Annotated in this window: 26 protein-coding genes and 2 pseudogenes; 8 read left to right on the forward strand and 20 right to left on the reverse strand. The window is 61.7% G+C overall.

All coding sequences use genetic code 11. The features are described from left to right. The first annotated feature begins 149 nt into the window (after positions 1-149). Positions 150-782, forward strand: coding sequence for a GntR family transcriptional regulator (locus GHK62_RS32765; protein ID WP_153443176.1), 633 nt, complete (start codon positions 150-152; stop codon positions 780-782). A gap of 161 nt (positions 783-943) precedes the next feature. Here GHK62_RS32765 and dhaK read toward each other — a convergent pair whose 3' ends face one another. From dhaK to GHK62_RS32850, 17 genes are all read right to left on the reverse strand, one after another. After that, positions 944-1939, reverse strand: coding sequence for a dihydroxyacetone kinase subunit DhaK (gene dhaK / locus GHK62_RS32770; protein WP_153443177.1), 996 nt, complete (start codon positions 1937-1939; stop codon positions 944-946). A 115-nt stretch (positions 1940-2054) separates the two neighbouring features. Further along, positions 2055-2465, reverse strand: a complete 411-nt coding sequence (locus GHK62_RS32775) for a hypothetical protein (RefSeq protein ID WP_014330605.1) — start codon at positions 2463-2465, stop codon at positions 2055-2057. After that, a complete protein-coding gene (ptsP, locus tag GHK62_RS32780; protein WP_153443178.1) occupies positions 2466-4079 on the reverse strand; it encodes a phosphoenolpyruvate--protein phosphotransferase in 1614 nt (537 codons plus the stop codon). Continuing rightward, positions 4063-4407 carry an HPr family phosphocarrier protein gene (locus GHK62_RS32785; protein WP_153443195.1) on the reverse strand — a complete coding sequence of 115 codons (345 nt, stop codon included), beginning with the start codon at positions 4405-4407 and terminating at the stop codon, positions 4063-4065. Before GHK62_RS32785 ends, ptsP begins: the two co-directional genes overlap by 17 nt. Beyond that, complete coding sequence (dhaM, locus tag GHK62_RS32790) at positions 4407-4805, reverse strand: dihydroxyacetone kinase phosphoryl donor subunit DhaM (protein WP_167528423.1); 399 nt, start codon at positions 4803-4805, stop codon at positions 4407-4409. The genes GHK62_RS32785 and dhaM overlap by 1 nt, the downstream gene beginning before the upstream one ends. After that, entirely contained in the window at positions 4802-5416 is a 615-nt protein-coding gene (gene dhaL / locus GHK62_RS32795; RefSeq protein ID WP_380786762.1) for a dihydroxyacetone kinase subunit DhaL, read from the reverse strand. Before dhaL ends, dhaM begins: the two co-directional genes overlap by 4 nt. A 68-nt stretch (positions 5417-5484) precedes the next feature. Further along, positions 5485-7119 (reverse strand): dihydroxyacetone kinase subunit DhaK, encoded by a 1635-nt coding sequence (locus tag GHK62_RS32800; RefSeq protein WP_167528424.1) that lies wholly within the window; start codon positions 7117-7119, stop codon positions 5485-5487. Positions 7120-7158: 39 nt separating this feature from the next. After that, positions 7159-8166 (reverse strand): ABC transporter ATP-binding protein, encoded by a 1008-nt coding sequence (locus GHK62_RS32805; protein WP_153443181.1) that lies wholly within the window; start codon positions 8164-8166, stop codon positions 7159-7161. Then, positions 8159-9256, reverse strand: coding sequence for an ABC transporter ATP-binding protein (locus tag GHK62_RS32810; RefSeq protein ID WP_153443182.1), 1098 nt, complete (start codon positions 9254-9256; stop codon positions 8159-8161). The genes GHK62_RS32805 and GHK62_RS32810 overlap by 8 nt, the downstream gene beginning before the upstream one ends. A gap of 3 nt (positions 9257-9259) precedes the next feature. Then, positions 9260-9472 carry a hypothetical protein gene (locus GHK62_RS32815; RefSeq protein WP_153443183.1) on the reverse strand — a complete coding sequence of 71 codons (213 nt, stop codon included), beginning with the start codon at positions 9470-9472 and terminating at the stop codon, positions 9260-9262. Continuing rightward, positions 9469-10422: a carbohydrate ABC transporter permease gene (locus tag GHK62_RS32820; RefSeq protein WP_153443184.1), complete on the reverse strand. Its 954-nt coding sequence runs from the start codon at positions 10420-10422 to the stop codon at positions 9469-9471. The genes GHK62_RS32815 and GHK62_RS32820 overlap by 4 nt, the downstream gene beginning before the upstream one ends. Next, positions 10419-11387, reverse strand: a complete 969-nt coding sequence (locus tag GHK62_RS32825; RefSeq protein ID WP_184108934.1) for a carbohydrate ABC transporter permease — start codon at positions 11385-11387, stop codon at positions 10419-10421. Before GHK62_RS32825 ends, GHK62_RS32820 begins: the two co-directional genes overlap by 4 nt. An 81-nt stretch (positions 11388-11468) precedes the next feature. Continuing rightward, positions 11469-12794, reverse strand: coding sequence for an ABC transporter substrate-binding protein (locus tag GHK62_RS32830; protein ID WP_167528425.1), 1326 nt, complete (start codon positions 12792-12794; stop codon positions 11469-11471). 248 nt (positions 12795-13042) lie between these two features. Beyond that, a complete protein-coding gene (locus GHK62_RS32835; protein ID WP_234887132.1) occupies positions 13043-13204 on the reverse strand; it encodes a hypothetical protein in 162 nt (53 codons plus the stop codon). A 100-nt stretch (positions 13205-13304) separates the two neighbouring features. Beyond that, on the reverse strand, positions 13305-13712 hold the full coding sequence (locus GHK62_RS32840) for a type II toxin-antitoxin system VapC family toxin (protein WP_153443186.1): 408 nt from the start codon (positions 13710-13712) through the stop codon (positions 13305-13307). After that, entirely contained in the window at positions 13712-13966 is a 255-nt protein-coding gene (locus tag GHK62_RS32845; protein ID WP_153443187.1) for a type II toxin-antitoxin system Phd/YefM family antitoxin, read from the reverse strand. Before GHK62_RS32845 ends, GHK62_RS32840 begins: the two co-directional genes overlap by 1 nt. A 383-nt stretch (positions 13967-14349) precedes the next feature. Next, positions 14350-14706, reverse strand: coding sequence for a hypothetical protein (locus tag GHK62_RS32850; RefSeq protein WP_153443188.1), 357 nt, complete (start codon positions 14704-14706; stop codon positions 14350-14352). Positions 14707-15045: 339 nt separating this feature from the next. On the opposite strand from GHK62_RS32850, the gene GHK62_RS32855 reads away from it, so the two are divergent. Continuing rightward, positions 15046-15195: a hypothetical protein gene (locus GHK62_RS32855; protein WP_153443189.1), complete on the forward strand. Its 150-nt coding sequence runs from the start codon at positions 15046-15048 to the stop codon at positions 15193-15195. A 67-nt stretch (positions 15196-15262) separates the two neighbouring features. Here GHK62_RS32855 and GHK62_RS32860 read toward each other — a convergent pair whose 3' ends face one another. Then, entirely contained in the window at positions 15263-17164 is a 1902-nt protein-coding gene (locus GHK62_RS32860; protein WP_153443190.1) for a potassium transporter Kup, read from the reverse strand. 125 nt (positions 17165-17289) lie between these two features. Here GHK62_RS32860 and GHK62_RS32865 point away from each other — a divergent pair. The 5 genes and pseudogenes from GHK62_RS32865 to GHK62_RS32880 all read left to right on the forward strand — a co-directional run bounded on the left by GHK62_RS32865 (position 17290) and on the right by GHK62_RS32880 (position 20819). Further along, positions 17290-17634 (forward strand): annotated as a pseudogene (locus tag GHK62_RS32865) (response regulator transcription factor). Between the two features lie 101 nt (positions 17635-17735). Continuing rightward, positions 17736-18659: an MFS transporter gene (locus GHK62_RS34750; RefSeq protein ID WP_234887133.1), complete on the forward strand. Its 924-nt coding sequence runs from the start codon at positions 17736-17738 to the stop codon at positions 18657-18659. 161 nt (positions 18660-18820) lie between these two features. Continuing rightward, entirely contained in the window at positions 18821-19198 is a 378-nt protein-coding gene (locus tag GHK62_RS34755) for a hypothetical protein (protein ID WP_234887134.1), read from the forward strand. A 281-nt stretch (positions 19199-19479) separates the two neighbouring features. Continuing rightward, positions 19480-19812, forward strand: coding sequence for a hypothetical protein (locus GHK62_RS32875; RefSeq protein ID WP_153443191.1), 333 nt, complete (start codon positions 19480-19482; stop codon positions 19810-19812). A 200-nt stretch (positions 19813-20012) separates the two neighbouring features. Continuing rightward, entirely contained in the window at positions 20013-20819 is an 807-nt protein-coding gene (locus GHK62_RS32880; protein ID WP_184108932.1) for an SH3 domain-containing protein, read from the forward strand. Between the two features lie 44 nt (positions 20820-20863). Here the strand turns inward: GHK62_RS32880 and GHK62_RS35140 are convergent. Together GHK62_RS35140 and GHK62_RS32890 are read right to left on the reverse strand one after the other, a co-directional pair. Further along, positions 20864-21200: pseudogene (locus tag GHK62_RS35140) on the reverse strand (hypothetical protein). Beyond that, positions 21182-21409 (reverse strand): hypothetical protein, encoded by a 228-nt coding sequence (locus GHK62_RS32890; RefSeq protein WP_184108929.1) that lies wholly within the window; start codon positions 21407-21409, stop codon positions 21182-21184. The pseudogene GHK62_RS35140 and the gene GHK62_RS32890 overlap by 19 nt, the downstream one beginning before the upstream one ends. A gap of 533 nt (positions 21410-21942) precedes the next feature. Here GHK62_RS32890 and GHK62_RS32895 point away from each other — a divergent pair. Beyond that, a complete protein-coding gene (locus tag GHK62_RS32895; protein WP_153443192.1) occupies positions 21943-22428 on the forward strand; it encodes an adenosine-specific kinase in 486 nt (161 codons plus the stop codon). Positions 22429-22622: the final 194 nt, after the last annotated feature.

The raw sequence follows: 22622 nt of genomic DNA on the forward strand, positions 1-22622 counted from the left end.
CATCTTGGAGAGCAGTCGGGCGCAATGGCAGAATGAGAGGCAGGTCCTGCAGCGCCGCGCATCTTAACCAGACGCGAAAGGGACGCGGCAGAACTTTGAATTGCTGCCTGTTTTGTTCGAAAGAGGAAAACCTGCAGTAGGGAGGCTGTATGAACAAGGTGAAACCGCGGGAAGCAAACAATCCGACTGCAGTCGATGTCACGGACCTGATTCTCCATGACATTCAGACCGGCGTGCTTGCACCCGGATCATGGCTGAAGCAGATCGACCTGGAGCAACGCTACCAGTGCACGAGGCCGGAAGTGCGGCGCGCACTCGACCGGCTTGCGCAACGCCGCCTTGTCGAACATGTGCCGAACCGCGGCTATCATGTGTACGAGCCCGATGGCCGGCAGGCTTCCGAAGTCAGCGAAATTCGCATCCTGCTCGAAGCGGGGGTTGCGGGCAAAATCGCCGCCAACGCGTCAGAGCTGGACGTCGAGGCCCTGCGTGACCTCGCGTCGCGCTTCGACACGCTCATTCTCGAAGGAACGCCGATCGAGCTCTACGAGGCCAATCTTGCCTTTCACCATCGGCTGCTTTCGCTCTGCGGCAACAAGGAACTCGTCAATCTCGTGACCGAGATCCGCCAGCGCACATCGTCGGCCCCGGTCTCGCAGTGGAAGACACGGGCGCGCATCGAACAATCCTCGCGCGAGCACCATCAAATGATCGACGCCGTTGCCGCCGGCGATGGAGCAACCCTCAAGGAAGCGATTGCACGCCACATTCGCCAGGATTGAGCGCGCGCCACCGGGCGCGCCTGTTGCGGCTCGTCGCGTGGTCAGAAATTTGTCACGAACTTCACCCAGATGGCGTCGCCCTGGGACCTGTCCTGAGCAATAATCATGCTGCCACGAAGCGTGCCCATGTCGGGCTGCGGCGCGCAGAGAGGAAAGATAAATTAATCTCCCCAGCGCAGCGCCGCCGTGTCGACCGGCGCGTCCCACAGCGAAAGCTCTCGGTCCGCAAGACGCGCGACGGTGATTGACAGGCCCGCCATGTCCAACGAGGTCACGTAGGTTCCGACCAGCGACCGGGCGATCGTAAGGCCGAGGCGCTCGCACTGCGCTTTCGCAGTATTGTATACGAGGTAAAGCTCCGACGCCGGTGTACCACCGTAGCCATTGATGAACATGAGGAGTTTTTCGTCACGTTCCGATACCAGCTCGCCCAAGATTGCCTCGAGCATAGTTTCCACAATTTCGTCGGCCGTGGCGAACTTGACCCGTGCGCGCCCCGGCTCTCCGTGAATGCCTACCCCGATCTCCATTTCATCTTCAGCCAGAACGAACGTCTCCCGCTCCGTGTCGGGCACGGTAACACCACGCAGCGAAACTCCCATCGTGCGGATGCGACCGTTCAGGCTCTCGCCGAGCGCGCTCAGTTCATCGAGCCGCCAGCCGGCCTCCGCCGCCGCCCCGAGCAGCTTCTCTACCACGAGGGTCCCCGCAACGCCTCTCCTGCCTTGGCTGCGCTTCGACCCGCCGGGATCGACGTCGTCGCGCACCACGACGGTGGCGATCCGGTGCTCCGCCGCGACGAACTCGGAGGCCATCTCGAAATTCATGACGTCGCCGTCATAATTCTTGACGATGAGCAGACACCCCTCGCCCCCGTCCGTTTCCCGGATCGCGGCAATGATCTGGTCCGGCGTCGGAGAAGTGAAGACATGCCCGGTGCACGCGGCATCCAACATACCTCTCCCGACAAATCCGACGTGCATCGGCTCGTGCCCGGCGCCGCCGCCCGAAATGAGCGAGACCTTGCCCGGCCGAAGGCTGCGCCGGCGAACGAACTTCCCGTCGGCGCCGAAGGTCACCAGCCGTTCGTGGGCCGCCACCAGGCCCGCCAGGCTCTCAGTAACCAGCGTCTCGGCTCGGTTCATGAATTTCTTCATCCTGCCCCTCCCACGACGCCGTGCTTTCCTGCCTTGCGCAAATCGCCGCTCGATCGGACAGGAACATAGAGGGTTCTGCCGGAGGCAGCGACATACTGAAACACATCGCGACCCTCTAATCCATCGTTCCGACCAGTTTCGCCATATTGCGGACGAGTTCCTCGATCGCTTCGTCGAACAGGCGGTTTTTCTTTTCATCGCCGAGATCGGGAACGATCAGCGAGAGCTGGCGCAGCTTCTCCGCACTTGCGAAATCCGGCAGCTTGCCGGGGTGCGCGGACTGATAGGCCTGAAGAAAGCGCTCCTGCTCGCCCGGGCTGAAATGGCAGACGCGGAAAATCGTCGCCAGGTGGCGCGCCGGCAGCGGGGTCGAATAGGCCGGACTCGTCACCTGAGTGACGAAGCTGCGATGCTTGCCGAGTGCCTCGGCGAGGCGCTGACGGGTTCCTGACGGCCGATTGTCGATAATCTGCGCCAAGATCGTCTTGTAGGCGATGATGGGGTCTTCAACCGTCTCGCGCGACATTCATTTCATCTCCGCCGCCGCCTGGCCGTCCGTGCACAAGCCGCTGATTGTCGATCGTATGTCAGTCACGCGATCGGGCGCCACAGAGAAGTGGCGAAGGCCCGCGGCCATGAGCGCCGGTATATGTCGGGGGTCGGAGGCGATCTCGCCGCAGATCCCGATCGGTCTTTTCATCGCCTTGGCAAGGCCCACGCACTGGGCGATCACCCTAAGGACGGCCGGCGTGGCGGCGTCGTAAAGCGCGGCCACGCTTTGGTCGTCTCTTGCGGCAGCCATCAGATATTGCGCCAGATCATTCGTGCCGAAGGAGAAAAAAGCCGAGTGCGAAAATTGCTCGAGCATCAGCGCCGCCGCCGGAACCTCCACCATCATACCGATCTCCGGCATGCGCGCCTCCACCCCGCGCCCCAAGAGAACGGCGCGCTCCTCTTCGAAGTAGGTCCGCATCGCGTCGAGCTCGTCTGGCACAGTTACCATCGGCAGGAGGACGCCAAGATTGCCGTGCACGGCGGCGCGCAACAGCGCGCGCACCTGGGCGCGGGCAAGCTCCGGCCGTGCCAGGAGCAACCGGGTGCCTCTGAGGCCCATGAAGGATTCACTCTTCCTGGCCCCTAGACCCGGCAATGTCTTGTCGCCGCCTAGATCGAGCATGCGCACGATCGCCGGCGCGTCGCCGGCCCATTCCAATGTATGCCGATAGATGTCGTAATGCCTTTGCTCGTTGACGGCATCCGCGGATGAAGCCACCAGAAATTCGGTCCGCATCAGACCGATGCCCGCGAAGGACGCGGGATTAATGGCCTTGAGCTCGAGTGGATCGTTGATGATGGCGGACAGCCGGATCGCAACGCCGTCGGCGGTTTCGACCACTCCGCCGGCGCGGCGCGCGGCGATCGGCCGTGCTTCAGCTTTTTTTGGTTTCGCCTCGCGAACATGCCCATCGTCGGGCGCAATAACGACTCGGCCGTTATTCGCATCGACGAGCACGCGCGCGCCGTCCGCCACTTCGAACCGCCCCGTCGCCACGACCATGGGCACCGAGCGACCGCGTGCAAGCATCGCCACGTGGCTTGAAACGCTGCCTTCAAAGAGGACGATGCCGCCGCCGGCGGTCCAGTCATGCGCGAGGAAGCGGCTTGGCTCAAGGTCCTTCCCGACGAAGACCGAACCCGACGCGAAATCCTCCAAAGGAAGGCCCGTGAGCGCGCTCACGACGCGATTGCGGATATCGACGACGTCGACCGCGCGGGCGCGCAGCTGCTCATCGGGCGCTTCCTCGATACCGGCGATATAGTCGTCGAGTGCCCCGACCCAAGCGAGAGCGGCGCCATCTCCGGCGACGATCCGGTCCTCGGCCATTTCGACGAGAGCCGGATCGAGCAGCATCTCGATCTGGAAATCGAGAATGCCGGCGCTCTCCTCGTCCGACCGGTCCGCGAGAGCCCGGAGCTCCGCAACGGCAGTGGCGATGGCCTGCCGCAGCTTGTCGCGCTCCGCGGCCACGGTGTCGCGTAGCGCAAGCACCTCTGCCGTGACATCGGCGGCGCGATGAACAGGCCCGAGCCCCACGCCGGGAGAGGCGGCGATTCCGGCGATTTCAACCGCTTCGGCCATGCTTTTTTTCTTCATCGAAGTCGCTCTCGACAAGCGCCTTGAGGGCATGGATTGCTTCTGCGGCGCGCAAACCTCGGGCGCGGATCTTCAGCATCGAGCCCGTGCGAATCCTCGCCCCCATGATCTTGACGATGCTCTTGCCGTTCAGCCAGACGTTGCTGTCGTTGACCTCGATCTCGACGGTGCAGGGAAACGACTTGGCAAGCCGCGTGAAGATGACCGACGGACGAGCATGCAGGCCGAAGCCGTGCGTCACCTCGATCTCCGCCTGGCAGTAACCGTGCGTATCGACTGCCTCCGGCGTTTCCCGTCGCGACCTGTTGTCCATCACGGCGACAGCTCCTCCGCGGTTGCCACGACGCGGGCGAGTGCCGCTCCGCCCGATGCCTCGGCCGCGGCCATCACCGCCCCCTCGACCAGAGGCGCATCGCAAATAATCACTCGTGCGGAACGCGGTTCCCCGAGCATTTCGATCGCCATTTCGCTATTGGTCTCCGCCCCGCCGAGATCGACGAAGACGGCGACCCCCGCATCCGACCAGGCGCGTTCGATCGCTGCCATTATTCCGGCTGCATGCGTACCGAGGCCACCTTCGGCGTTCCCGCCGGACCAGGCGAGCGGTACGCAATCGCCGACCATCTGGCGCACCATGTCGGCCGCCCCCTCGGCAACAAGCGGAGAATGCGAGACGATGACGATGCCCACATTTGCGGATTTCGGACTCATGCCGGACATTGCTCCTCCAAGAAACGACAGATCGCCGCCGTCAGCAGCGCACAACTCTTCGCGCCGGGATCGACATGTCCGACCGACCGGTCGCCGAGAAAGGCGGCGCGCCCGCGTATCGCCTTCATGCCGAAAGTGAGGCTTGCCGCCCGTTCCGCCTCTTCGGCGATACCCGCCAATCCCGCGCGCCTTACCACTTCGGCATGCACGGGGTAAAGCACGTCGAGCAGCGTCTTGTCGCCGGCGCTTGCCCGCCCACGACGGGCGACGGCATCGATGGCATGCTCGAATGCGCGTGCAAAGTCGATCTGCCCGTTCGCACCCGCCAAGTGACGGCCGATCTCGATCAGCAGCGTCCCATAGAGCGGACCGGCCGCCCCGCCGACGCTCATGACGAGCGTGAGGCCGGTTTCCTCCAGTGCTTTTGGCAGTGGAAGCTCTGCGAGACGGCTTCGCTCGGCATAGACCGCCTCCAGGCCGCGACGCATGTTGGTGCCATGGTCTCCGTCGCCGATCGCCCTGTCGAGTTCCGACAGATGATCGGCATTGGCGGCAATCACCTCGCGACAGGCCTCGATCAACCCGCCTATGAGCGCTGCGTTTGCCGGCACCTCGGACACCTTCTTTCAACCCCTCCCCGATCATACTCGCGATCGGTCGCCATCGTTAGAGCATGTGCTTAACGAAGACCGGCTGCGACTTCGAAGACCGCGGCCACCGCCATGGCGCCCGGGTCCGGTACGCCGTCGAGATCCCGTTCGCCGATGTAAGAAGCGCGGCCGGCCTTCGCCTTCTTCATCGCCCGGGTTGCATCGGCGCCGGCACGCGCCGCGGACGCCGCAGCGGCAAGACCGTCCGCCCTAAGCGCGCGCAGCGCCGGATCCAGAGCATCCACCATCGTGCGGTCGCCGACGGCCGCCCCGCCGTAGAAGGTCATCCGTTCGAGTCCCGCCAGAAGCGCGCCCGCCATGTCTTTCGTGTCCGAATAGGCCTTTGCGGCGGCGGTGAAGAAGATCGACAGAAGCACGCCGCTCGAGCCGCCCATGCTTGTGCTGAGAATGCTGCCGATCGACGAGAGCGTCGCGGCGATGTCCTTCAGCGGCAGCCTTTCGATTTGCGCCAAAACGCTGCGCGAACCTGTCGCCACGGTCGAGCCGGTATCGCCATCACCGGCCCGGGCGTCGAGGTGGTTGAGCTCCGCCTCTAACGAGAGCAGATGATCGCAGATCGCCGCGATCAGCCGATCGGCCAGCGGATCGTGACTGGCCGCTACGGACGGAGTGGCGGGCACGGTAGTCACCGGCAGAACGGAGACATCATGCCGCTCGACGGCGGGTATCCAAGCATGCGGCCCGACGAGCGAAGTCAATGCTGCCTCACGCTCGTCGTCGAGTCGGATCAGGGAAAGCGAAAAGCCGTTCATGTTGAGCGCCGTCATCATCGGCGCCGGGCCTATCGTCAGCTTCACGCGCTCAGCGAGCGACGATGAAAGAACCGTGTGGGCGATCAATCCCATCTCGATCGGCGGCACAGCACCAAGATTGTTGATGAGAAGCGCATAGTGGCGATCTCCTCGCAAAGCTCGAGAAAGCCGCTCGGACATGATAGCAACAATGCTGCGCACCTCCTGCAAGGCGATCCTTTCGGCGCCGGGTTCGCCATGGATGCCGAGCCCCAGCTCCCCCTCGGCCGCCTCGAGCCGCTCCACATGCGCCTGGCCGGGAATGGAGCAGGAGGACAGCGACACGCCGAGCGAAACGATGTCGCGCGCGGCCGCGTGGGCGGCAGCGGCAACGGTCTCGAGATCCGCATCCTGCTCGGCGAAGTGTCCGGCGATCTTGTGCACGAAGAGCGTTCCGGCGACGCCGCGCGGCTGGGCGATATCCGGCAGCGCGATGTCGTCGGCAACGATCACCATCTCGACGCGAAAGCCTTCGACGCGCGCTTTTTCCGCTGCGAGTCCGAAGTTGAGGCGGTCGCCGGTGTAGTTCTTGACGATCAGCAGGCAGCCCTTTGGCCCGGTCACCGCGCGGATCGCTGTCAGCACCGCATCGACGCTCGGGGAGGCAAAGATCTCGCCGGAGACGGCAGCCGTCAGCATGCCGCGGCCGACAAAACCCGCATGCGACGGCTCATGGCCGGCACCCCCGCCCGAGATCACGGCAACCTTTCCTTTGTCCCAATCCCCGCGCAGGACGACCTTGATATCTGGATAGGTGTCGAGACGCGCGAGGTTGCCGGCCGGCGCGGTCTGCAGCAAGCCGTCCAGCGCTTCGGTGACGATGTTTTCCCTGCGGTTGAAAAAGTGCTTCATCGTTGTCATCCAATCTTATGTCGACTGATCGCGGTGGCGTCAGCGCAGCCGCTCGCCGTCCGACCCAAAATATAGGGGCTGTCTCAGCGTGAGGTTGATCCGGTCGCCCGGTTTGATGGCGAGATAAGGATCGGCAAGCGTCACGAGCTTATGGCCTTTCACCCGGATGTGCAGGTGGTTCTGGTCGCCAAGGTGCTCGATCCAGTCCACCTCGGCATTGCCGGCGGTGTTCGTCGCAATCTGCAGATGTTCGGTTCGTGCACCGATCGTGCTGGCGCCCGAGGGGGGCGCCGCGCCCGGAAGGAGATCGGTCGGCAGCAGGTTTATGTGCGGCTGGCCGAGACGCGCGGCGACGTGCAGATTGGCCGGGTCCGCGTAGATCTCCCGCGGCGTGCCGATCTGCACGAGCCGCCCTTCGGACAGGATGCCGATGCGATCGGCCATCGTCATCGCCTCCACCTGGTCGTGGGTGACATAGAGCAGCGTGGAGCCCAGCTCCTTCTGGATGCGCTTCAGTTCCAGCCGGAGTTCGGCGCGCAACTTGGCGTCGAGCGACGACAGCGGCTCGTCCATCAGATAGATTGCGGGCCGGCGAACGAGCGCGCGGCCGATCGCGACGCGCTGCATCTCACCGCCCGAAAGCCGCGTCGAGCGGCTTTGGAGCTTGTGTTCGATCCGAACCATGCGCGCGACTTCGCGCACCCTCCGATCGATCTCGTCACTATTCAACCGTCGAGCCGGGGAGCGCAGGGGGAAGGCGAGATTGTCGTAGACGGTCAAATGCGGATAAAGCGAATATTGCTGGAAGACGAAGGCCACGTCCCGCTCGGCCGGCGATTGCCGGTCGACATCGCGACCGGCGATCGTCACCCGCCCGCAATCCGGTCTTTCGAGCCCGGCGATCAAACGCAGGGTCGTCGTCTTGCCGGCGCCCGTCGGCCCGAGGAGGACGACGAATTCGCCGTCCCTGATGGTCAGCGACAGATCTTCGACCGCGACCGTGTCGCCGAAGGTCTTGCCTATACGGTGAAGAACGACCTCAGACATGGCGCGCCCCCGCATAGAGGGAGGAGGCGATCGCCCGGCCCGAGGCGCAGTCGAAGATGGCGAGCTTTGCCGGATTGAATTCGAGCCTGACGGTCTCGCCGAGACTGAAACTGCGGTCCGCCGAAACGCGTGCTTTGACGATGCCGGCGGCGGTCTCCACGGCGACGATCTGGTTGGTGCCGAGATATTCGCTGCCATAGACAGCGCCGCGGATGGGCGATCGATCGCTGAAGCGGATATGTTCCGGACGGACGCCGAGCGCCATTTCGCCCGGCGCCACGTCCTCCCCCACCTCCGGCACGGCGACTTCGTGACCGTCGAGGACGATCGACCGCGTCCCCCGCCTGAGCCCCGAACTGAAGCGCATGAAATTCATCGGCGGCGAGCCGATGAAGTCGGCGACATACATCGAAGCGGGACGATTGTAGATTTCCTGCGGTGTGCCGAACTGCTCGATGACGCCATGGTTCATCACCGCGATCTTGTCGGCCATCGCCATCGCCTCGTGCTGGTCGTGGGTCACGTAGACGGTCGTGGCATGGATGCGATTGTGCAGTTCGCGTAGTTCATGGACCATCACCTCGCGGAATTCCGCGTCGAGCGTGCCGAGCGGCTCGTCCATCAGGAAGCATTTCGGACGCCGGACGATCGCCCGGCCGAGCGCGACTCGCTGGCGGTCGCCGCCGGCAAGGCCGGAAACCGAGCGGTCGAGGATATGATCGATCCTCAAGAGCTTCGCGGTCTCCTCGACGCGGGCGCGGATTTCCGCCTTCGGCACGCCCTGCGACAGGAGCGGGAAACCGATGTTCCGGCGCACATTCATGTGCGGATAAAGCGCGAAGAGCTGGAAGACGAAGGCGATGTCGCGGGCGCTCGCCCGGTTGAAGGTGACGTCCTCGTTACCGAGATAGATCTTGCCGCTGGTCGGCAGCTCAAGCCCGGCGATCATCCGCAGCGTCGTCGTCTTGCCGCAGCCCGAAGGCCCGAGCAGCGCCAGAAACTCGCCGTCCTGGACCGTGAAGCTCGAATCCTCGACGGCGACAAAATCACCGAACTGCTTGCGGAGGTTTACGATCTTGATCTCGGACATCGCTTACTCCGGAAATTTCGAGACGATGATGAACATGACGGTTCCGGTCAGGAGCATGGCCAGCGAGTAGGTGTAGAGGGCCAGCAGGAACGGCTGGAACAGCATCAGGAAGCCAGCGGCGATCAGCGCCGTGGCGATGTTTTCCATCGGTCCGCGCCTGAGGAACAACGGCCGCCTCTGCTTGGCTGCACGGGTCGGTTCTCGCGTGTTCGTCATTTGCGGACCGCTCCGAAGGTGATGCCGCGCAGCAACTGCTTGCGCAGGATGATGGTGAAGACGAGGATCGGCACCAGGAAGATGGTCGTACCGGCGGCAACCGCCGGCCAATCCTGCCCGCCCTCACCGATAATCGTCGGTATGAACGGCGGCGCGGTCTGTGCCGAACCCGAGGTGAGCAGCACCGCAAAGGCGTATTCGTTCCAGGCGAAAATCAGGCAGAAGATCGCGGTCGCGGCGATGCCGGTCGTCGCCTGCGGCAGCACGACCTTCCAGAAGGCCTGCAGTCGGGTGTAGCCGTCGATCATCGCCGCCTCCTCATATTCGCCCGGGATTTCATCGATGAAGCCCTTGAGCAACCAGACGGCAAGCGAGACGTTGACGGCGGTATAGAGCAAGATCATGCCAAGTGCCGTGTCGGAAAGTCCGAACTGGCGATACATGAGGTAGATCGGAATCGCGACCGCGATCGGCGGCATCATCCGGGTCGAAAGGATGAAGAATAACAAATCGTCGGCGAGCGGCACGCGGAAGCGCGAGAAGCCATAGGCCGCAAGCGTTCCCAGAGAAACGGCGAGGAAGGTCGAGCCGAAGGCGATAAGGAGCGAATTGCCGAAGCGCGGCCAATAGTTCGAGGGGCCGGCGATGACCATGTTGCGGCTGCGCGTGATCTCGTCGCATGTTCCCGTCGGCGGCGGCAGCGCTTGGATATAGTCCGGTGTCTGCCTTGTCCGCGTCGTGAAGAGGTTGCAGAAGCCCTCGAGCGTCGGCGTGAAGACGACCTTCGGCGGATAGCTGATCGAATCCGGCGGCGACTTGATGCTCGTCAGAAAGATCCAGGCGAGCGGGATCATCGTCACCAGCGCGTAGAGGATGACGATCGTGCCGGCGATGCGCTTGGCGGTCGGCGTCGGCTCGACCACGGAGTGGGCGGTATTGACCGAACTCATCGCTGTTTCACCTTGTTGAGCGCTTTGACGTAGATGTTGGCGAGGCCGAACACGGCGACGAAAAGAATGATCGCGAAGGCAGAAGACCGTCCGGTGAGCCAGCTTTCGAAGGCTTCGCGCTTCAGCGTGATCGACGCAACCTCGGTGGTCGAACCAGGCCCTCCGCCCGTCAGCAGCATCACCATGTCGAACATCTTGAAATTCTCGATGCCGCGGAAGAGCACGGCGAGCATGATGAAGGGCAAGGCCATTGGCACGGTGATCGACCAGAATTGCCGCCAAGTGGAGGCGCGATCGACCTCGGCCGCCTCGTAGATGTAGTCCGGAATGGATCTGAGGCCGGCGAGGCAGATCAGCATGACGTAAGGCGTCCACATCCAGGTATCGACGATGATGATCGCCCAGGGGGCCAAGGTCACCGAACCGAGCATCTCGAAGGATGACGGCGGAATGCCCGTGAAGAACGAGACGATATAATTGAAGAGGCCGATCTGCGGCTGGTACAGGAACCGCCAGAAATTACCGACCACCGCCGGCGACAGCATCATCGGGATGAGGATGACCGTCGTCCAGAAGGCATGGCCGCGGAACTTGCGGTCGATCAGATAGGCGAGCGCGAAGCCGATGACGGTCTGCAGCAGGATCGTCCAGAAGACGAAATGCGCGGTCGTCTGCATGGCGATCCAGATGTCCGGATCGTTCAGCACTCGCCGGTAGTTGCGTAAGCCGACGCCCTCGACCTCGGCGTTGGGGCGGTTCGCGCGGAAATTCGTGAAGGACAGATAGACCGCCCAGATCAGCGGGAAGATATTGATCGCAAGCAGCAAGGCGATCGTCGGCGTTATGAAGAGCCCGGCGATGGCGCGGTCCGAAAGGCCGCGCACCCGAACTGCGATCGTCGTCGGCGTCGCGCGGGCAAGCACGTCGGCGGATCGCTCCGCAATGGTCGAAGGGGCATCGGTCACTGACGTCACCTGAATTCTAGGAAGGATCGGGTTCGAGGCCGACGGCCCGGTTTTCGCAGCCGGGCCGTTGCCGAGGGGAGCCTAGAGCTTGCCTTCGTCCTCGAAGATTTCCTTCCAGTCGTTGACGAGAGAGTCGAGTGCCTCTTGCGCCGTGCCCTGGTCGGCGACGACATAGTCGTGCAGGCGCTTCTGCATGGCCTGCAGCAGGATCGCGTAGGACGGCTCCTGCCAGAAGTCCTGCACCTGGTTCATTGCGACGAGGAAATCGGCCGCAAAGGGCTGGCTAGTCTTGAAAGACGGATCGTTCAGGACCGCGTTGTGCACGGCGTAGCCGCCGAGCGCCCACCACTTCTTCTGGACATCGGGCTGGGCGAACCATTTGATGTAGGCGAGTGCGCCGTCCATGTTGTCGGTGTTGGCCACGACGGATATCCCCTGCCCGCCGAGCGTCGAGGCGGCGACCTTCTGCTTGGGATTGACGAAGAAGCCGATCTTGTCGCCGCCGACCTTCTCGTCCTTGTAGAGGCCCGGGAAGAAGGCGAACCAGTTCATCGCCATCGCCACCTGGCCGGACTTGAAGGCATCGAGCCCCTCGCCCATGTAGCTGTCGGTATAGCCGGGCGGCTGGCAGCACTTGTAAAGCGCCTTATAGGCCTCGAGGCCGGCAACGGAGTCGGGCGAATTGACCGCGCCGTCCATATCGTATTTGCCCGGTGTCGTCTCGTATTTGAAGCCATAGGGATAGAGCGCCGAGGTCGCGCCCATGGTAATGCCCTCGGAGGCGCGTTCGGTGAAGATCGCCGCGCCATAGACCTTCTGGCCATCGATTTCTCGACCGGTGAAGAATTCGGCGACCTGCTTCAGTTCGTCCCAGGTCTGCGGCGGGCCGAGGTCACGACCGTACTTCCCTTTGAACTCGGCCTGCAAGTCGGGCTTGGCGAACCAATCCTTGCGATAAAACCAGCCATTGGCGTCGCCCATGGCCGGCAACGCCCAATAGTTCGGCGTACCCTTCGGCCAGGTGGAGTAGGCATTGACCGCGGCTTCGGCGAAGTCGCTCATCTTGATCCCTTCCTTGTCGAAGAAATCGTTGAGCTTGACGTAGTACCCGTTTTCGGCGGAGCCGCCGAGCCACTGGCTGTCGCCGATCAGGAGATCGCAGAGCTTGCCACCCGAATTGAGCTCGTTGAGAATGCGGTCGGCGAAATTCGGCCACGGCACGAACTCAAACTTCATCGCGGTGCCGGTCGCTGCGGTAAAATCCTTGGAGAGTTCTACGAGCGCATTCGCCGGATCCCAGGCTGCCCAGCATAGCGTCAATTCATCAGCCTTCGCCATTCCCGGTATCGCCGTCGACAGCACGAGTGCCGACGACATGCCCATCAGGGCCTTCGTCACCTTCCGCATGTATTCCTCCCAGATACAGAACCGACCGACGCCGGCTTCGGAAAATTCTCCCTTGCTCACATGCCCAAGCCATACTCCCTCATGTTGAGCAATTTGTTTAGTGATATACATTTTACTAAACACATCAAGTGCAATTCGTCGCTGCGATGCAGCATCGGCAGCGAGAAAACGTCAAATGTGCCGGCGGCGGCCGCTATTTTCCCTGAAACTCAGCCGATGATAAATGTCGCAGAAAGGGACGGCTGCGGTCAGCCCTTCACGAAAACCGTGTTTGTGTCGCTGATGTTCGAGATGTGCCAATAGGCGGCCTTGCCCGCACCTTCTGCATCGGCGCGAAGGATCGCCGTGACGATGCGGCGGGCAGTGGCATGTATTCGCTGCCAGCTTAGAACGGCGAACGTAGAAGTCATCGCATGTTCCCGTTGATAATGGCCTTTATCAACCCCTCATCACGAAAGGCCACGATCTTCCGCGGTCCGAATGTTGGTAAGCGCTGCGGCGCCGAGCGGCTCACGCCGAAGTTTCCCAAGGATTGATCACGGAAGCATCGGTGTCGTCGAAATCCTTGACGTTGCGTGTGACAAGGATGAGATCGTGAACGATGGCAGTCGCGGCGATCAACCCGTCGATATCGCCACGGGGCCGGATTGCCGCGATGCGGCCCCATTCGACCGCGATTTGGTCAGTTATAGGCAAAATGCGGTCGCCATGGTCGTGGCGCAGTTTGCGCAGCCATTCGGTGAGGTGCGCGGCAGTCTTCGGATCCGACTTCTGTTCGAGGGCAATGCCGCGCATGATTTCGCCGAGGGTGAGCGCACTCAAGTGGATGCTGAGCGGATCGACAGAGCGCAGCCAAGACACGGCTTGCGACGTCCCACGTCGCGCCTCTGAGACAATGTTTGTGTCAACCAGATACATCAGAAGGCCACGTCGCGGCTTGGCGTCTTGATACGTACATTAACCGCATCAGCGAGTTCATCGTCCCAAGCGGGACCTCCAAGCAGATCATCGACTAAAGTCGGCCGGCCAGCGCGTAGGGCGTCGTAGTCATGAGCGGACAGCACGACGGCGGCGCGCTCACCGCGCAGCGTGACAATCTGCGGCCCCTCATGGCGCGCCTTCTGTACCACCTTCGAGAACTGGTTCTTGGCGTCCTGTAGTTGCCATTCCATGCTTCACACTCCGAGTTGGCTAGACTGTCTAGCTATATAGCCCTATTTGTCTGTCATTGAAGGGGCCGATGTATCATGCGGTCGATCGAGGACCTGGGCGCAACGCCGCGCGATCGGCAACCTCGATTGTCCGTCCGCGGTCGACTGAACTCCTCACGTCATGGAACTACGGCCGACCGAAAATCCGACGCCGCCGTTTCCAGACGATACATTGTGCGATCCTCTTAGCCCAGAACGTGAACATCCTGGGAACAAGCCCTGCATCGGGCTCGTGGAGGAAGGATCAACTCCCTTGGGTGGTAACTCACGTTGAGTGCCACATTCCATTCAACGCCGATTGACATGCCCGGTTCGCTCGCGGGAGCCGGGCACCGCCATGCGCGTCAATAGTAGATCTCGGTGAACGACAGGTTCCCGGCCGAAATCTCCGTGAGAGTGACTCCCTCGATCAAGATGCCGGCATCGTCGAACCCGTCGAGCGTGACGACGACGCCGTCCCGCGTGTCATGCGAGGCCGCCAGGAAATCCGCGTAGCTGCGGATCGAGGCGATCTCGCCATCGGCGTCGATGGCGAAGCTTAGGATGTCGCCCGCCAACGCGCTGAAATCGACGATGCGGTCAACGCTGTCGGCCTCAAGGTGCGAGACGGACCACTGAAAGATGTCAGCATCGGCGCCGCCGTGCAGATAATCGGCTCCCTCTTGGCCTGACAGCCGGTCGCAAATGATCTGGCCTTCCAAGCTTGCTGGGCCGTTCCGGAACTTTTCGGCTCCACGCCCTCGGATCGCAGATATTTGTGGATAGTATTCCGGGACACGTTAGCCCCGCGGCAAATCTGCCGGTTCGATTGATGTTCGTCGGATTACGTTCAATAACGCCATGTCGATCACCCCATAGCCCCACTCAAAACAAGCAGGGGTGGTTCAAACATGGTCAATTCTCGATGGAAATATCCCGCAATGCCGGGTCAGTGCTCAGTGGAGATCAACAGATTCAATCAAAGACTGAAATCCTTTAGTTCGAAGACCGTCGCATCAGGAGCCGGAAAGTCGCCTTTTACCTAGCGCAAATTGCCCACCATGCCCCTGAATACGGCCGTCCCGATGAAGGTGAATGCCGGGTCTCCGGGAACCTTCGTGCCGGTACTTGTCGCGGAAATCTCCTTCCGATCGCCTTCGGCAAGTACCAAGTCGGAGATCGAGTCGAACGACGTCAGCGAGGATTTTTGAACAGGAAGTCGTCAGCGCCGAGGCCGCCACAAACCTGGTCGGTGCCCCAGCGTCACGCGTGGCGACGCTAGACGATCACCTGCTCGCCTATTTCGACAACGCGGTTCGCAGGCAGATGGAAGTAGTCGGTCGGATCGATCGCCGCTTCCGCCATTGCAATGAAGAGCTTGTCCTGCCACTTCGGCATGCCCGACTGGGGGTCTGAGACCAGCTTGCGCCGTCCGAGATAGAAGGACGTCGTCATGATCTCGAATTTGAACCCTTCCTTCCGGCAGTGCGCCAGTGCCCTCGACACATTCGGATCATCCATGAAGCCGAATCTGAGCTCCAGTTTGCTGAACCGATCGGTTAGCTTTGTTAGCGTGTGCCGATCCGTTTCCGGGATATAAGGCACTTTGGCGGTCTTGATGGTGAGGATGACATTATGCTCATGCAGCACGTGGTTGTGCTTGAGGTTGTGCAAGAGAACCGCTGGGGTGGTGTCCGGTGATGCGGTCAGGAAAATCGCGGTTCCCGGCACTACGACCGGAGCGTGTTCGGACTTTCGTTCGACCGCCGCTATGAACCGGTCGAGAGGGACATCCTGGCGGCTTGTTTTTTCGCGCACGAGCCTGGTGCCCACTCGCCAGGTCCACATCAGCGTCATCAAAGTGGCGGCGAAAAGAATGGGCACGTAACCACCGTGGTGGATCTTGAATAGGTTGGCCCCGAGAAAGACCAGTTCGAGAAGGAACAGAGGAAGCAGGAACGCAGTCGCGGCCATGGTAGGCCAGTTCCACAGATAGCGGACAAACGCGAAGGCGAGAACTGTGTCGATCACCATGGCGCCGGTGATTGACACGCCATAGGCCGGGGCGAGAGACTCGGAACTGCCGAACACGAACATGAGAACAAGCACGCCGGTGAGGAGTGCAGTGTTGACCAAGGGCAGATAAATCTGCCCGGTTTGCGTTTCCGAGGTGTAGCAGATCTCGAATCTTGGCAGGAACCCGAGGTGGATCGCTTGCCGCACGAGCGAAAAAGCTCCGGTGATCACTGACTGGCTGGCAATGATTGTTGCGGCAGTGGCAAGGATCACCACCGGCAATAGGGCCCAGGTCGGGAACATCAAGAAAAATGGATCGGAAATTGCATCGGGATGCGACAGCACCATCGCGCCTTGTCCGAGATAGTTCAAAGTCAGTGCTGGAAATACGATTGCAAACCAGGCCGCCTGGATCGGTTGCCGACCGAAGTGGCCGAGATCGGCATAAAGCGCCTCGGCTCCTGTCACCGTGAGGAAGACGGCGCCGAGCACGATGAAGCCGACGAGGCCGGCATTCCACAAAAAGGTAACGGCGTAAACAGGATTGAATGCCGCGAGGATTGCGAGATCGTCTCCGATATGGGCAACACCGGCGGCTCCCATTACGAGAAACCAGACGAAAGTGATCGGGCCGAAAAAGATCGAGACTGCCCCAGTGCCGCGGGACTGCACGGCAAACAACAGCACCATGATGGCGGCCGAGATCGGCAGAACGTAATCGTGGAGGGCTGGCGTGACGAGCTTCAGCCCCTCAACGGCCGAGAACACTGAAAGCGCCGGCGTGATCATCGCGTCGCCGATGAAAAAAGCCGCGCCCAGGATACCCGCTACGAACATGCCCGTCGTATACTGCGGGGCCTTTTTTAAGAGCAGGGCAAGCAGGGATAGCGTGCCACCCTCGCCGTCATTGTCGGCACGAAGCAGGAACAGGACGTATTTGCAGGTGACGATCATGGTCAGGGTCCAGATCACCAGTGAAATGAGACCGACGACCTCTTCGCGCTCTACCCCACCTGCCGCAAAGGGGCGAAGTGCTTCACGGAAGGCATAGAGCGGGCTTGTTCCGATGTCACCATAGACCACCCCCACCGATCCAAGGGTCAGCGCCAGGAACTGACGGAGATTGCTTGGCTGTGCAGGCACATGCTCGAGAGTCGCGGCCATGGGTCCCCCTTCGTCGCAGCCGCTTCGTTATAGCACGAATGCCAGTGTGAAAGGCGGCTGCCTTTCCACCCTAGAGAACGTCTGATGTGACAGGAAGTTTCCAACTTGGCGCGCCGGCCACTTCGATGCGCGAGGCTACCAAGGGGCTGATGAGGTCGCTGGGATTTGATGCCGAGGCCTTTTAATCTGCCGACGATTTCTTAAAGTTCCCCCAGCTTCGCTGGACGACCTGCCTGGTAACGGACATCCATATGCCCGGAATGAGCGGGCTTGATCTCCACCGCCGCCTCGTCGCTTTGGGCGAGAGCATTCCGACCGTTCTGATCACTGCCTATCCGAACGAGGATCTGCGTGCACGCGGGTTGGGCCCGGACATGTCGGGTATTTGGCAAAGCCGTTTGGTGAGCAGGAGCTATTGAACTGTATCCATTCTGCGCTGGCGCGGCAACGACGGCGAAAGTGATCAATGAAGGAATCGAGCGGATTCTGCTCTAGCTGTGGAGCCTCAACAGGCACCCGATCAGTGGCGGAAAATCCATAGACTCTCTGTGCCGTCCTGCTCGGTTCGTTCATGGTCGGCTTCCACAGCCGTCTGTTTGGGATCGGTCTCGTCGATCTGCGCGGCGCTTTCGGTCTTGGTTTCGACGAGGGCGCTTGGCTGAGCACGCTGGCGACCGCTCCCCAGATCGTGTTCGCTCCGGCTGTCGCGTGGCTGGCGGCTGCCTTCGGTATCCGGCGCGTGATGGTCGTGCCCGCGCTGGTCTATGCCGTCGTCTCCTTGCTGATCCCATTGACCAGCGACTTCACGGCTCTCGCAGTGCTGCATGTTGTCCATGGAGCGCTTCTCGGCGTCTTTGTCCCGGCGACCCTGATGATCATTTTCCGCAATTTGCCGATGAAGTGGTGGATCACCGCGATCGCGATCTATGCCCTCAGGGGTGCGTTCACCGTCAACTCCGGGACGGCGCTCCTCGATTTCTATGTCCAGCATATCGGCTGGCAGTATCTCTACTGGCAGGACGTCGTTCTCGCTCCGTTGCTGGCGTTCCTGGCCTACAAGGGCTCGCCCCGCGAGAGCGTGAACATGGACCTCGTCCGACATGCGGACTGGGGCGGTATGCTGTTTCTCGGAATGGGGCTGACAATGCTGTCCGTCGCCGTGGACCAGGGAAATCGTCTTGACTGGTTCGAAAACGGCGTCGTTATCTCCACCTTCGCGGGCGGCCTCGTGCTGATCGCCGCCTTCTTCGTGAACGAGATGCTGGTCGAGCGTCCCTGGGCGAGCCTCGGAGCGATCGGAACGCGGAACGTCGCCCTCCTCATATCCGTGGCCTTGCTCTATCTGATGAGCAGCCTGTCGAACTCAGTGCTCGTGCCGAATTACCTCACGACGGTCGCGGGACTGCGACCAGAGCAAATCGGTGTCACGCTGGTCACCTGGGTGTGCGGTCCTCTGATATTGATGACCCCAATTGCCGTCTGGGGCCATGCATAGGACTGACGGACGCTATCTGCTGTTCATGGGACTATGCTGTTTCGCGGGGGCGTCGCTCATCGGTACAGGGCTTTCACCGGACTGGAACGGCGACAACTTCCGAACGATGTGCGTGCTGCAGGGCGCGGGCCACATCCTGACCTTCTTGCCGATCATCGTCCTTGCCGTTGCCAACGGCGATTGCCGTCGCCGCCTACATCCAGGTCATCAGGCTTCTCGGTACTCAGACGGCACAGGCGCTGATCACGACCTATCTCCGGAAGGGAGAGCAGTTCCATTCGTACCTGACGGGCCTGAATCTCGAGCGGGGATCGGAGGTTTCGGTTTCCGCCCTGTCGGCACTCGCCCATAAGATGGCGGGAGCGGGAGCGGCGCTGTCACAGAGCAGGGCGACTGCCGTGCTGTCCAAGCAGGTCCAAAAGCAAGCGAACGTGCTGTCCTACATCGATGCCTTCTGGCTCACCTTCTTCTGCGCCGTCGGAGGCCTCGTCATCCTCGCTTTCGTCACCAAGGCACCGAAAGGACCGCTGACCGCCTGAGAGTCTACGGCGAGGTTTTCTCTTTTGAAATGCGCGGGAGCCACAAGGACGACGAAGGGCGGCTGGAGATGGTGTTCCTCGATATGGGTGATCAGTCGCGGCCGCAGGCAGTGTCCTGACGACGGGTCGGCGCTATGGGTGGGTGATCCCCCTCCGGTTTGGCAGCTTGTCCCCCTCTCTTCCGCTGTTCGGCACGAGCTCGGGAGCAGGAGCCGGGTTCCTGCCCTCCCATCGATTTGGGAGGTCCAGGAGTGACCGGCGAGCCTGAGACAGAGGGTCCGATGACAAAGAATTTGGGTATCGAAGCTGCTTCCTTGGATGCAACGATGGAGCGGCACATAGTGGCGCAACGCGCCGTCGCTGATGTGGTGCGCGAATGGGATGAGCATTGGGCGGCCAGCGACGTGACTAGCGTCGTCTATGCAAGCGCGCTGCTCGATGTGGCGAGAGAAGAGGAAGAGACCCGACTCAGCATCGTGCAGTTCGTGCCTGGTGACAACCGCGAAGCAAGGCAGAAGTTGATCTACCTGGTTGCGTATCTTTTCGCAACGCGCGGTCCATTAAAGGCGGAAGAAATGGAGGCCGTGATAAGCACGACCGAACCGATCTCATAGGCAGGAGCATGAAGAAAAGCCGCTTCAAAGCGTTCAAGCTGCGTTCATGCAAAATGCGCTATAAACCATTGAAAGACAAGACGATGGCGGCCGCCTAACAAAAGCTGGCAGGCGCTCCAACTATGCCCGGGAACCGGAAAAGCCGGAGTAACATCAAATACCGGATGTGATGACGCCTGCCTCCCTGGGAGTTTGAAAACGTGAAACGCACCCTTTTGAAAATTGCCGCGACCGGTATGCTCTTGCTGGCTCCGGCGATCGCTCAGGCGGCGGAAGGCTTCGCAACGGCGAACGTCAATATGCGTGCCGGCCCAAGCACAGCATACCCGGCGATCACCGTGATTCCGGCCGGCGAATCGATCGAAATCTACGGTTGTCTTGCCGACGTACCATGGTGCGATGTGGAGTTCTACGACGGCCGTGGCTGGGTGCACGGCCGATATATCCAGGCACTTTATCAACAGCGCCGCGTTTATGTCGGGCCGCAATATTATCGCCGGCTCGGTATTCCCGTCGTTGTCTTCAGCTTCGGCAGCTATTGGGATCGTCACTACCGCGACCGTGACTTTTATCGCGACCGCGATCGCTGGCGCCGCGGACCGGACTTCTATCGCGGCCCGGATCGCCGTGCGGAACCTCCGCCCAGCCGCAGACCTGAATTCGAGCCGAGGCCGGCTCCGCCCCCGGAATTCGAGCCGAGATTGGAGCGGAGGCCCGATTTTAGCCGTACCCCTGAAAGACGCCGGGACTTTGATGATCGCCGGGAGCGCCTTCCGGATATCGATCGCGCGCCCAACCGCAGGCCTAATGTCGGCAGGCAGCCGGACATTGACCGTGATCTGCGCGGCGGCGATCGCAACCGCCGGAACTTCGAGCGTGGGCGCGATGATGGCGATCGCGTCATCCGTCGCGGCGACGACAATCGTGGCCGCAGGGGTGGTGACAATGACCGCCGCAGGCCGCAGCGACGTGTCTGCGAACCCGGCGAACCGGATTGCCCGAACTAATGTGGCCGGGCCGGCAGAGATGCCGCCCCGAAATGCGGCTACTTCTAGTTAATTGTGGCAATCCACTCCCCCGATGCTGATTTCGCGAAACCGACGATACGATCAATCGGCTGCGCGTCAGGAGCCATTTTGACTGAGGTCACGCAGGCGACGCCTGGCCCTGCCCCGGCCTTGTCACATTGGCCAATGCTTCGGCTTCTGTCGGCCTTCAACGGTCGGAATAGGGCAAAGAGATGGATCAGCGGAGATAGCCGCAACCAGTTCGGCTTTCGAGATGGCCTGAGCTTCGACTTTCGGCTCGGACGTGGCAATGTAGGTGCCGCCGGCGCCAGCCGCTATACCGAGGGCGGCTGCGATCGCGATTATGGCGTTCTGGTGCATAGATTCTTCCTCTTAGGCAAGGCTAACTGAAGATTGACGCAATTGAAATTCGCGTCGTTGCCGCCCTTCTCGCGGTAGAGCCGTTCCATCCAGCCGTGAAGGTTCGGGTGCTTGCGCCAGTAGTGGAGCGCCGTGGCGTCTTCGACGTCAAAGTCGACCGGTGCAGTGGGCGGTTCGCGAAGGCTGCAGGCGTACATGTCGAGTCCCATGATTTTCTCCTTTCGTTGCTCGATCCCGAAGGACGCGGCGTGAAAGGCCGGGCGGCATCGGCCGCCGCCGTTATGGCCAACACGGGCCTTCGCCGGGGCGTCCGCCCCCCGAAGGCTGGCGCGGGTAGGGCATTGACGACAAGGCGCCGTCCGGCAAAGACGCAAGAAACCAAGGGACGGCAACGCGAAGGGGCCTGGGACCGGCCCCGTCTTGCACCAGCGAATCCGATCCCGCTCACGGGACGCGAAGGAGGAGCGGCGCATGTGGCTCAAGGCAACAATTCTCCAGCCATCTGGCGGCTGAAAAGCGAAACCAGCGGCTGACGCGTGTGGTTAGCTGCCTTCGCAACTCCCAAGGTTTCACTTGAGACGTTACCGGAGTCTAGACAAGGCCGGCCGAAGTGATGCTGTATCGGGCGAGCCGCGAGGAAGCCGAGGGCGGCAGCGCGGCGGGCGGATCGGCCGCCTGTGGCGGCTTGCAATCGCCTTCCGCCGGCCTACCATTGCGTTGCCTACCTTGAAGGAGCGCAGCCATGGAACTCACCATCGTGCCCATCGTCAAGCCTGACGCCGCCAACTTCATTTTTGGCCAGTCGCATTTCATCAAGACTGTGGAAGATCTCCACGAGGCGCTGGTGGGCGCGGTTCCTGGCATCCGCTTCGGGCTGGCCTTCTGCGAGGCCTCCGGTAAGCGGCTGGTACGCTGGTCGGGTAATGATGAAGCCGCGCTCACCCTCGCGCGCGACAACGCATTGGCCATAGGCGCCGGCCACACTTTTCTGATCTTCCTGGGCGACGGATTCTTTCCCGTCAACGTGCTGGCTGCGGTGCGTGCGGTGCCAGAGGTCTGCCGCATCTACTGCGCGACGGCCAACCCGACACAGGTGATCGTCGCGCAAACGGAGCTGGGCCGCGGCGTGCTCGGCGTGGTGGATGGCGCCTCACCGCTGGGTGTCGAAACCGACGCCGACATCGCGTGGCGGAAAGACCTGCTGCGAAACATCGGCTACAAGCTGTAGTGGCTGGATGAAGCTGATCAGCTGATCGACAGGCCTGTAGACTGTTCGATGGCGCCGAATTCGTGAAGGGCAGCAGGGCGATTGGCGCAGAGCCCTACAGGATCACACGGGAAGCTGAGGTTATGCCGGCCCGCCATGCCGTCCCGTTGATACATTATGCGATCTTCTGTAACGGGCGTTGCGTCAATCCCTTG

The sequence above is a fragment of the Sinorhizobium terangae genome (assembly GCF_009601505.1).
In the GTDB taxonomy this organism is placed as follows: Bacteria; Pseudomonadota; Alphaproteobacteria; order Rhizobiales; family Rhizobiaceae; genus Sinorhizobium; species Sinorhizobium terangae.

Bases quoted from the DNA above. Each gene is read 5' to 3' on its own strand.
- GHK62_RS32815 (WP_153443183.1), bottom strand. From the start codon at position 9,472: ATGACGAACACGCGAGAACCGACCCGTGCAGCCAAGCAGAGGCGGCCG.
- GHK62_RS32875 (WP_153443191.1), top strand. From the start codon at position 19,480: ATGACAAAGAATTTGGGTATCGAAGCTGCTTCCTTGGATGCAACGATG.
- GHK62_RS32845 (WP_153443187.1), bottom strand. From the start codon at position 13,966: ATGGAATGGCAACTACAGGACGCCAAGAACCAGTTCTCGAAGGTGGTA.
- GHK62_RS32890 (WP_184108929.1), bottom strand. From the start codon at position 21,409: ATGGGACTCGACATGTACGCCTGCAGCCTTCGCGAACCGCCCACTGCA.
- GHK62_RS32800 (WP_167528424.1), bottom strand. From the start codon at position 7,119: ATGAAGCACTTTTTCAACCGCAGGGAAAACATCGTCACCGAAGCGCTG.
- ptsP (WP_153443178.1), bottom strand. From the start codon at position 4,079: ATGGCCGAAGCGGTTGAAATCGCCGGAATCGCCGCCTCTCCCGGCGTG.
- GHK62_RS32830 (WP_167528425.1), bottom strand. From the start codon at position 12,794: ATGCGGAAGGTGACGAAGGCCCTGATGGGCATGTCGTCGGCACTCGTG.
- GHK62_RS32895 (WP_153443192.1), top strand. From the start codon at position 21,943: ATGGAACTCACCATCGTGCCCATCGTCAAGCCTGACGCCGCCAACTTC.
- GHK62_RS32810 (WP_153443182.1), bottom strand. From the start codon at position 9,256: ATGTCCGAGATCAAGATCGTAAACCTCCGCAAGCAGTTCGGTGATTTT.
- GHK62_RS32820 (WP_153443184.1), bottom strand. From the start codon at position 10,422: ATGAGTTCGGTCAATACCGCCCACTCCGTGGTCGAGCCGACGCCGACC.
- GHK62_RS32840 (WP_153443186.1), bottom strand. From the start codon at position 13,712: ATGTATCTGGTTGACACAAACATTGTCTCAGAGGCGCGACGTGGGACG.
- GHK62_RS32835 (WP_234887132.1), bottom strand. From the start codon at position 13,204: ATGACTTCTACGTTCGCCGTTCTAAGCTGGCAGCGAATACATGCCACT.
- dhaM (WP_167528423.1), bottom strand. From the start codon at position 4,805: ATGAGTCCGAAATCCGCAAATGTGGGCATCGTCATCGTCTCGCATTCT.
- GHK62_RS32775 (WP_014330605.1), bottom strand. From the start codon at position 2,465: ATGTCGCGCGAGACGGTTGAAGACCCCATCATCGCCTACAAGACGATC.
- GHK62_RS32805 (WP_153443181.1), bottom strand. From the start codon at position 8,166: ATGTCTGAGGTCGTTCTTCACCGTATAGGCAAGACCTTCGGCGACACG.
- GHK62_RS32855 (WP_153443189.1), top strand. From the start codon at position 15,046: ATGCCCCTGAATACGGCCGTCCCGATGAAGGTGAATGCCGGGTCTCCG.
- GHK62_RS32765 (WP_153443176.1), top strand. From the start codon at position 150: ATGAACAAGGTGAAACCGCGGGAAGCAAACAATCCGACTGCAGTCGAT.
- GHK62_RS32785 (WP_153443195.1), bottom strand. From the start codon at position 4,407: ATGGACAACAGGTCGCGACGGGAAACGCCGGAGGCAGTCGATACGCAC.
- GHK62_RS32860 (WP_153443190.1), bottom strand. From the start codon at position 17,164: ATGGCCGCGACTCTCGAGCATGTGCCTGCACAGCCAAGCAATCTCCGT.
- dhaK (WP_153443177.1), bottom strand. From the start codon at position 1,939: ATGAAGAAATTCATGAACCGAGCCGAGACGCTGGTTACTGAGAGCCTG.
- GHK62_RS34750 (WP_234887133.1), top strand. From the start codon at position 17,736: ATGGTCGGCTTCCACAGCCGTCTGTTTGGGATCGGTCTCGTCGATCTG.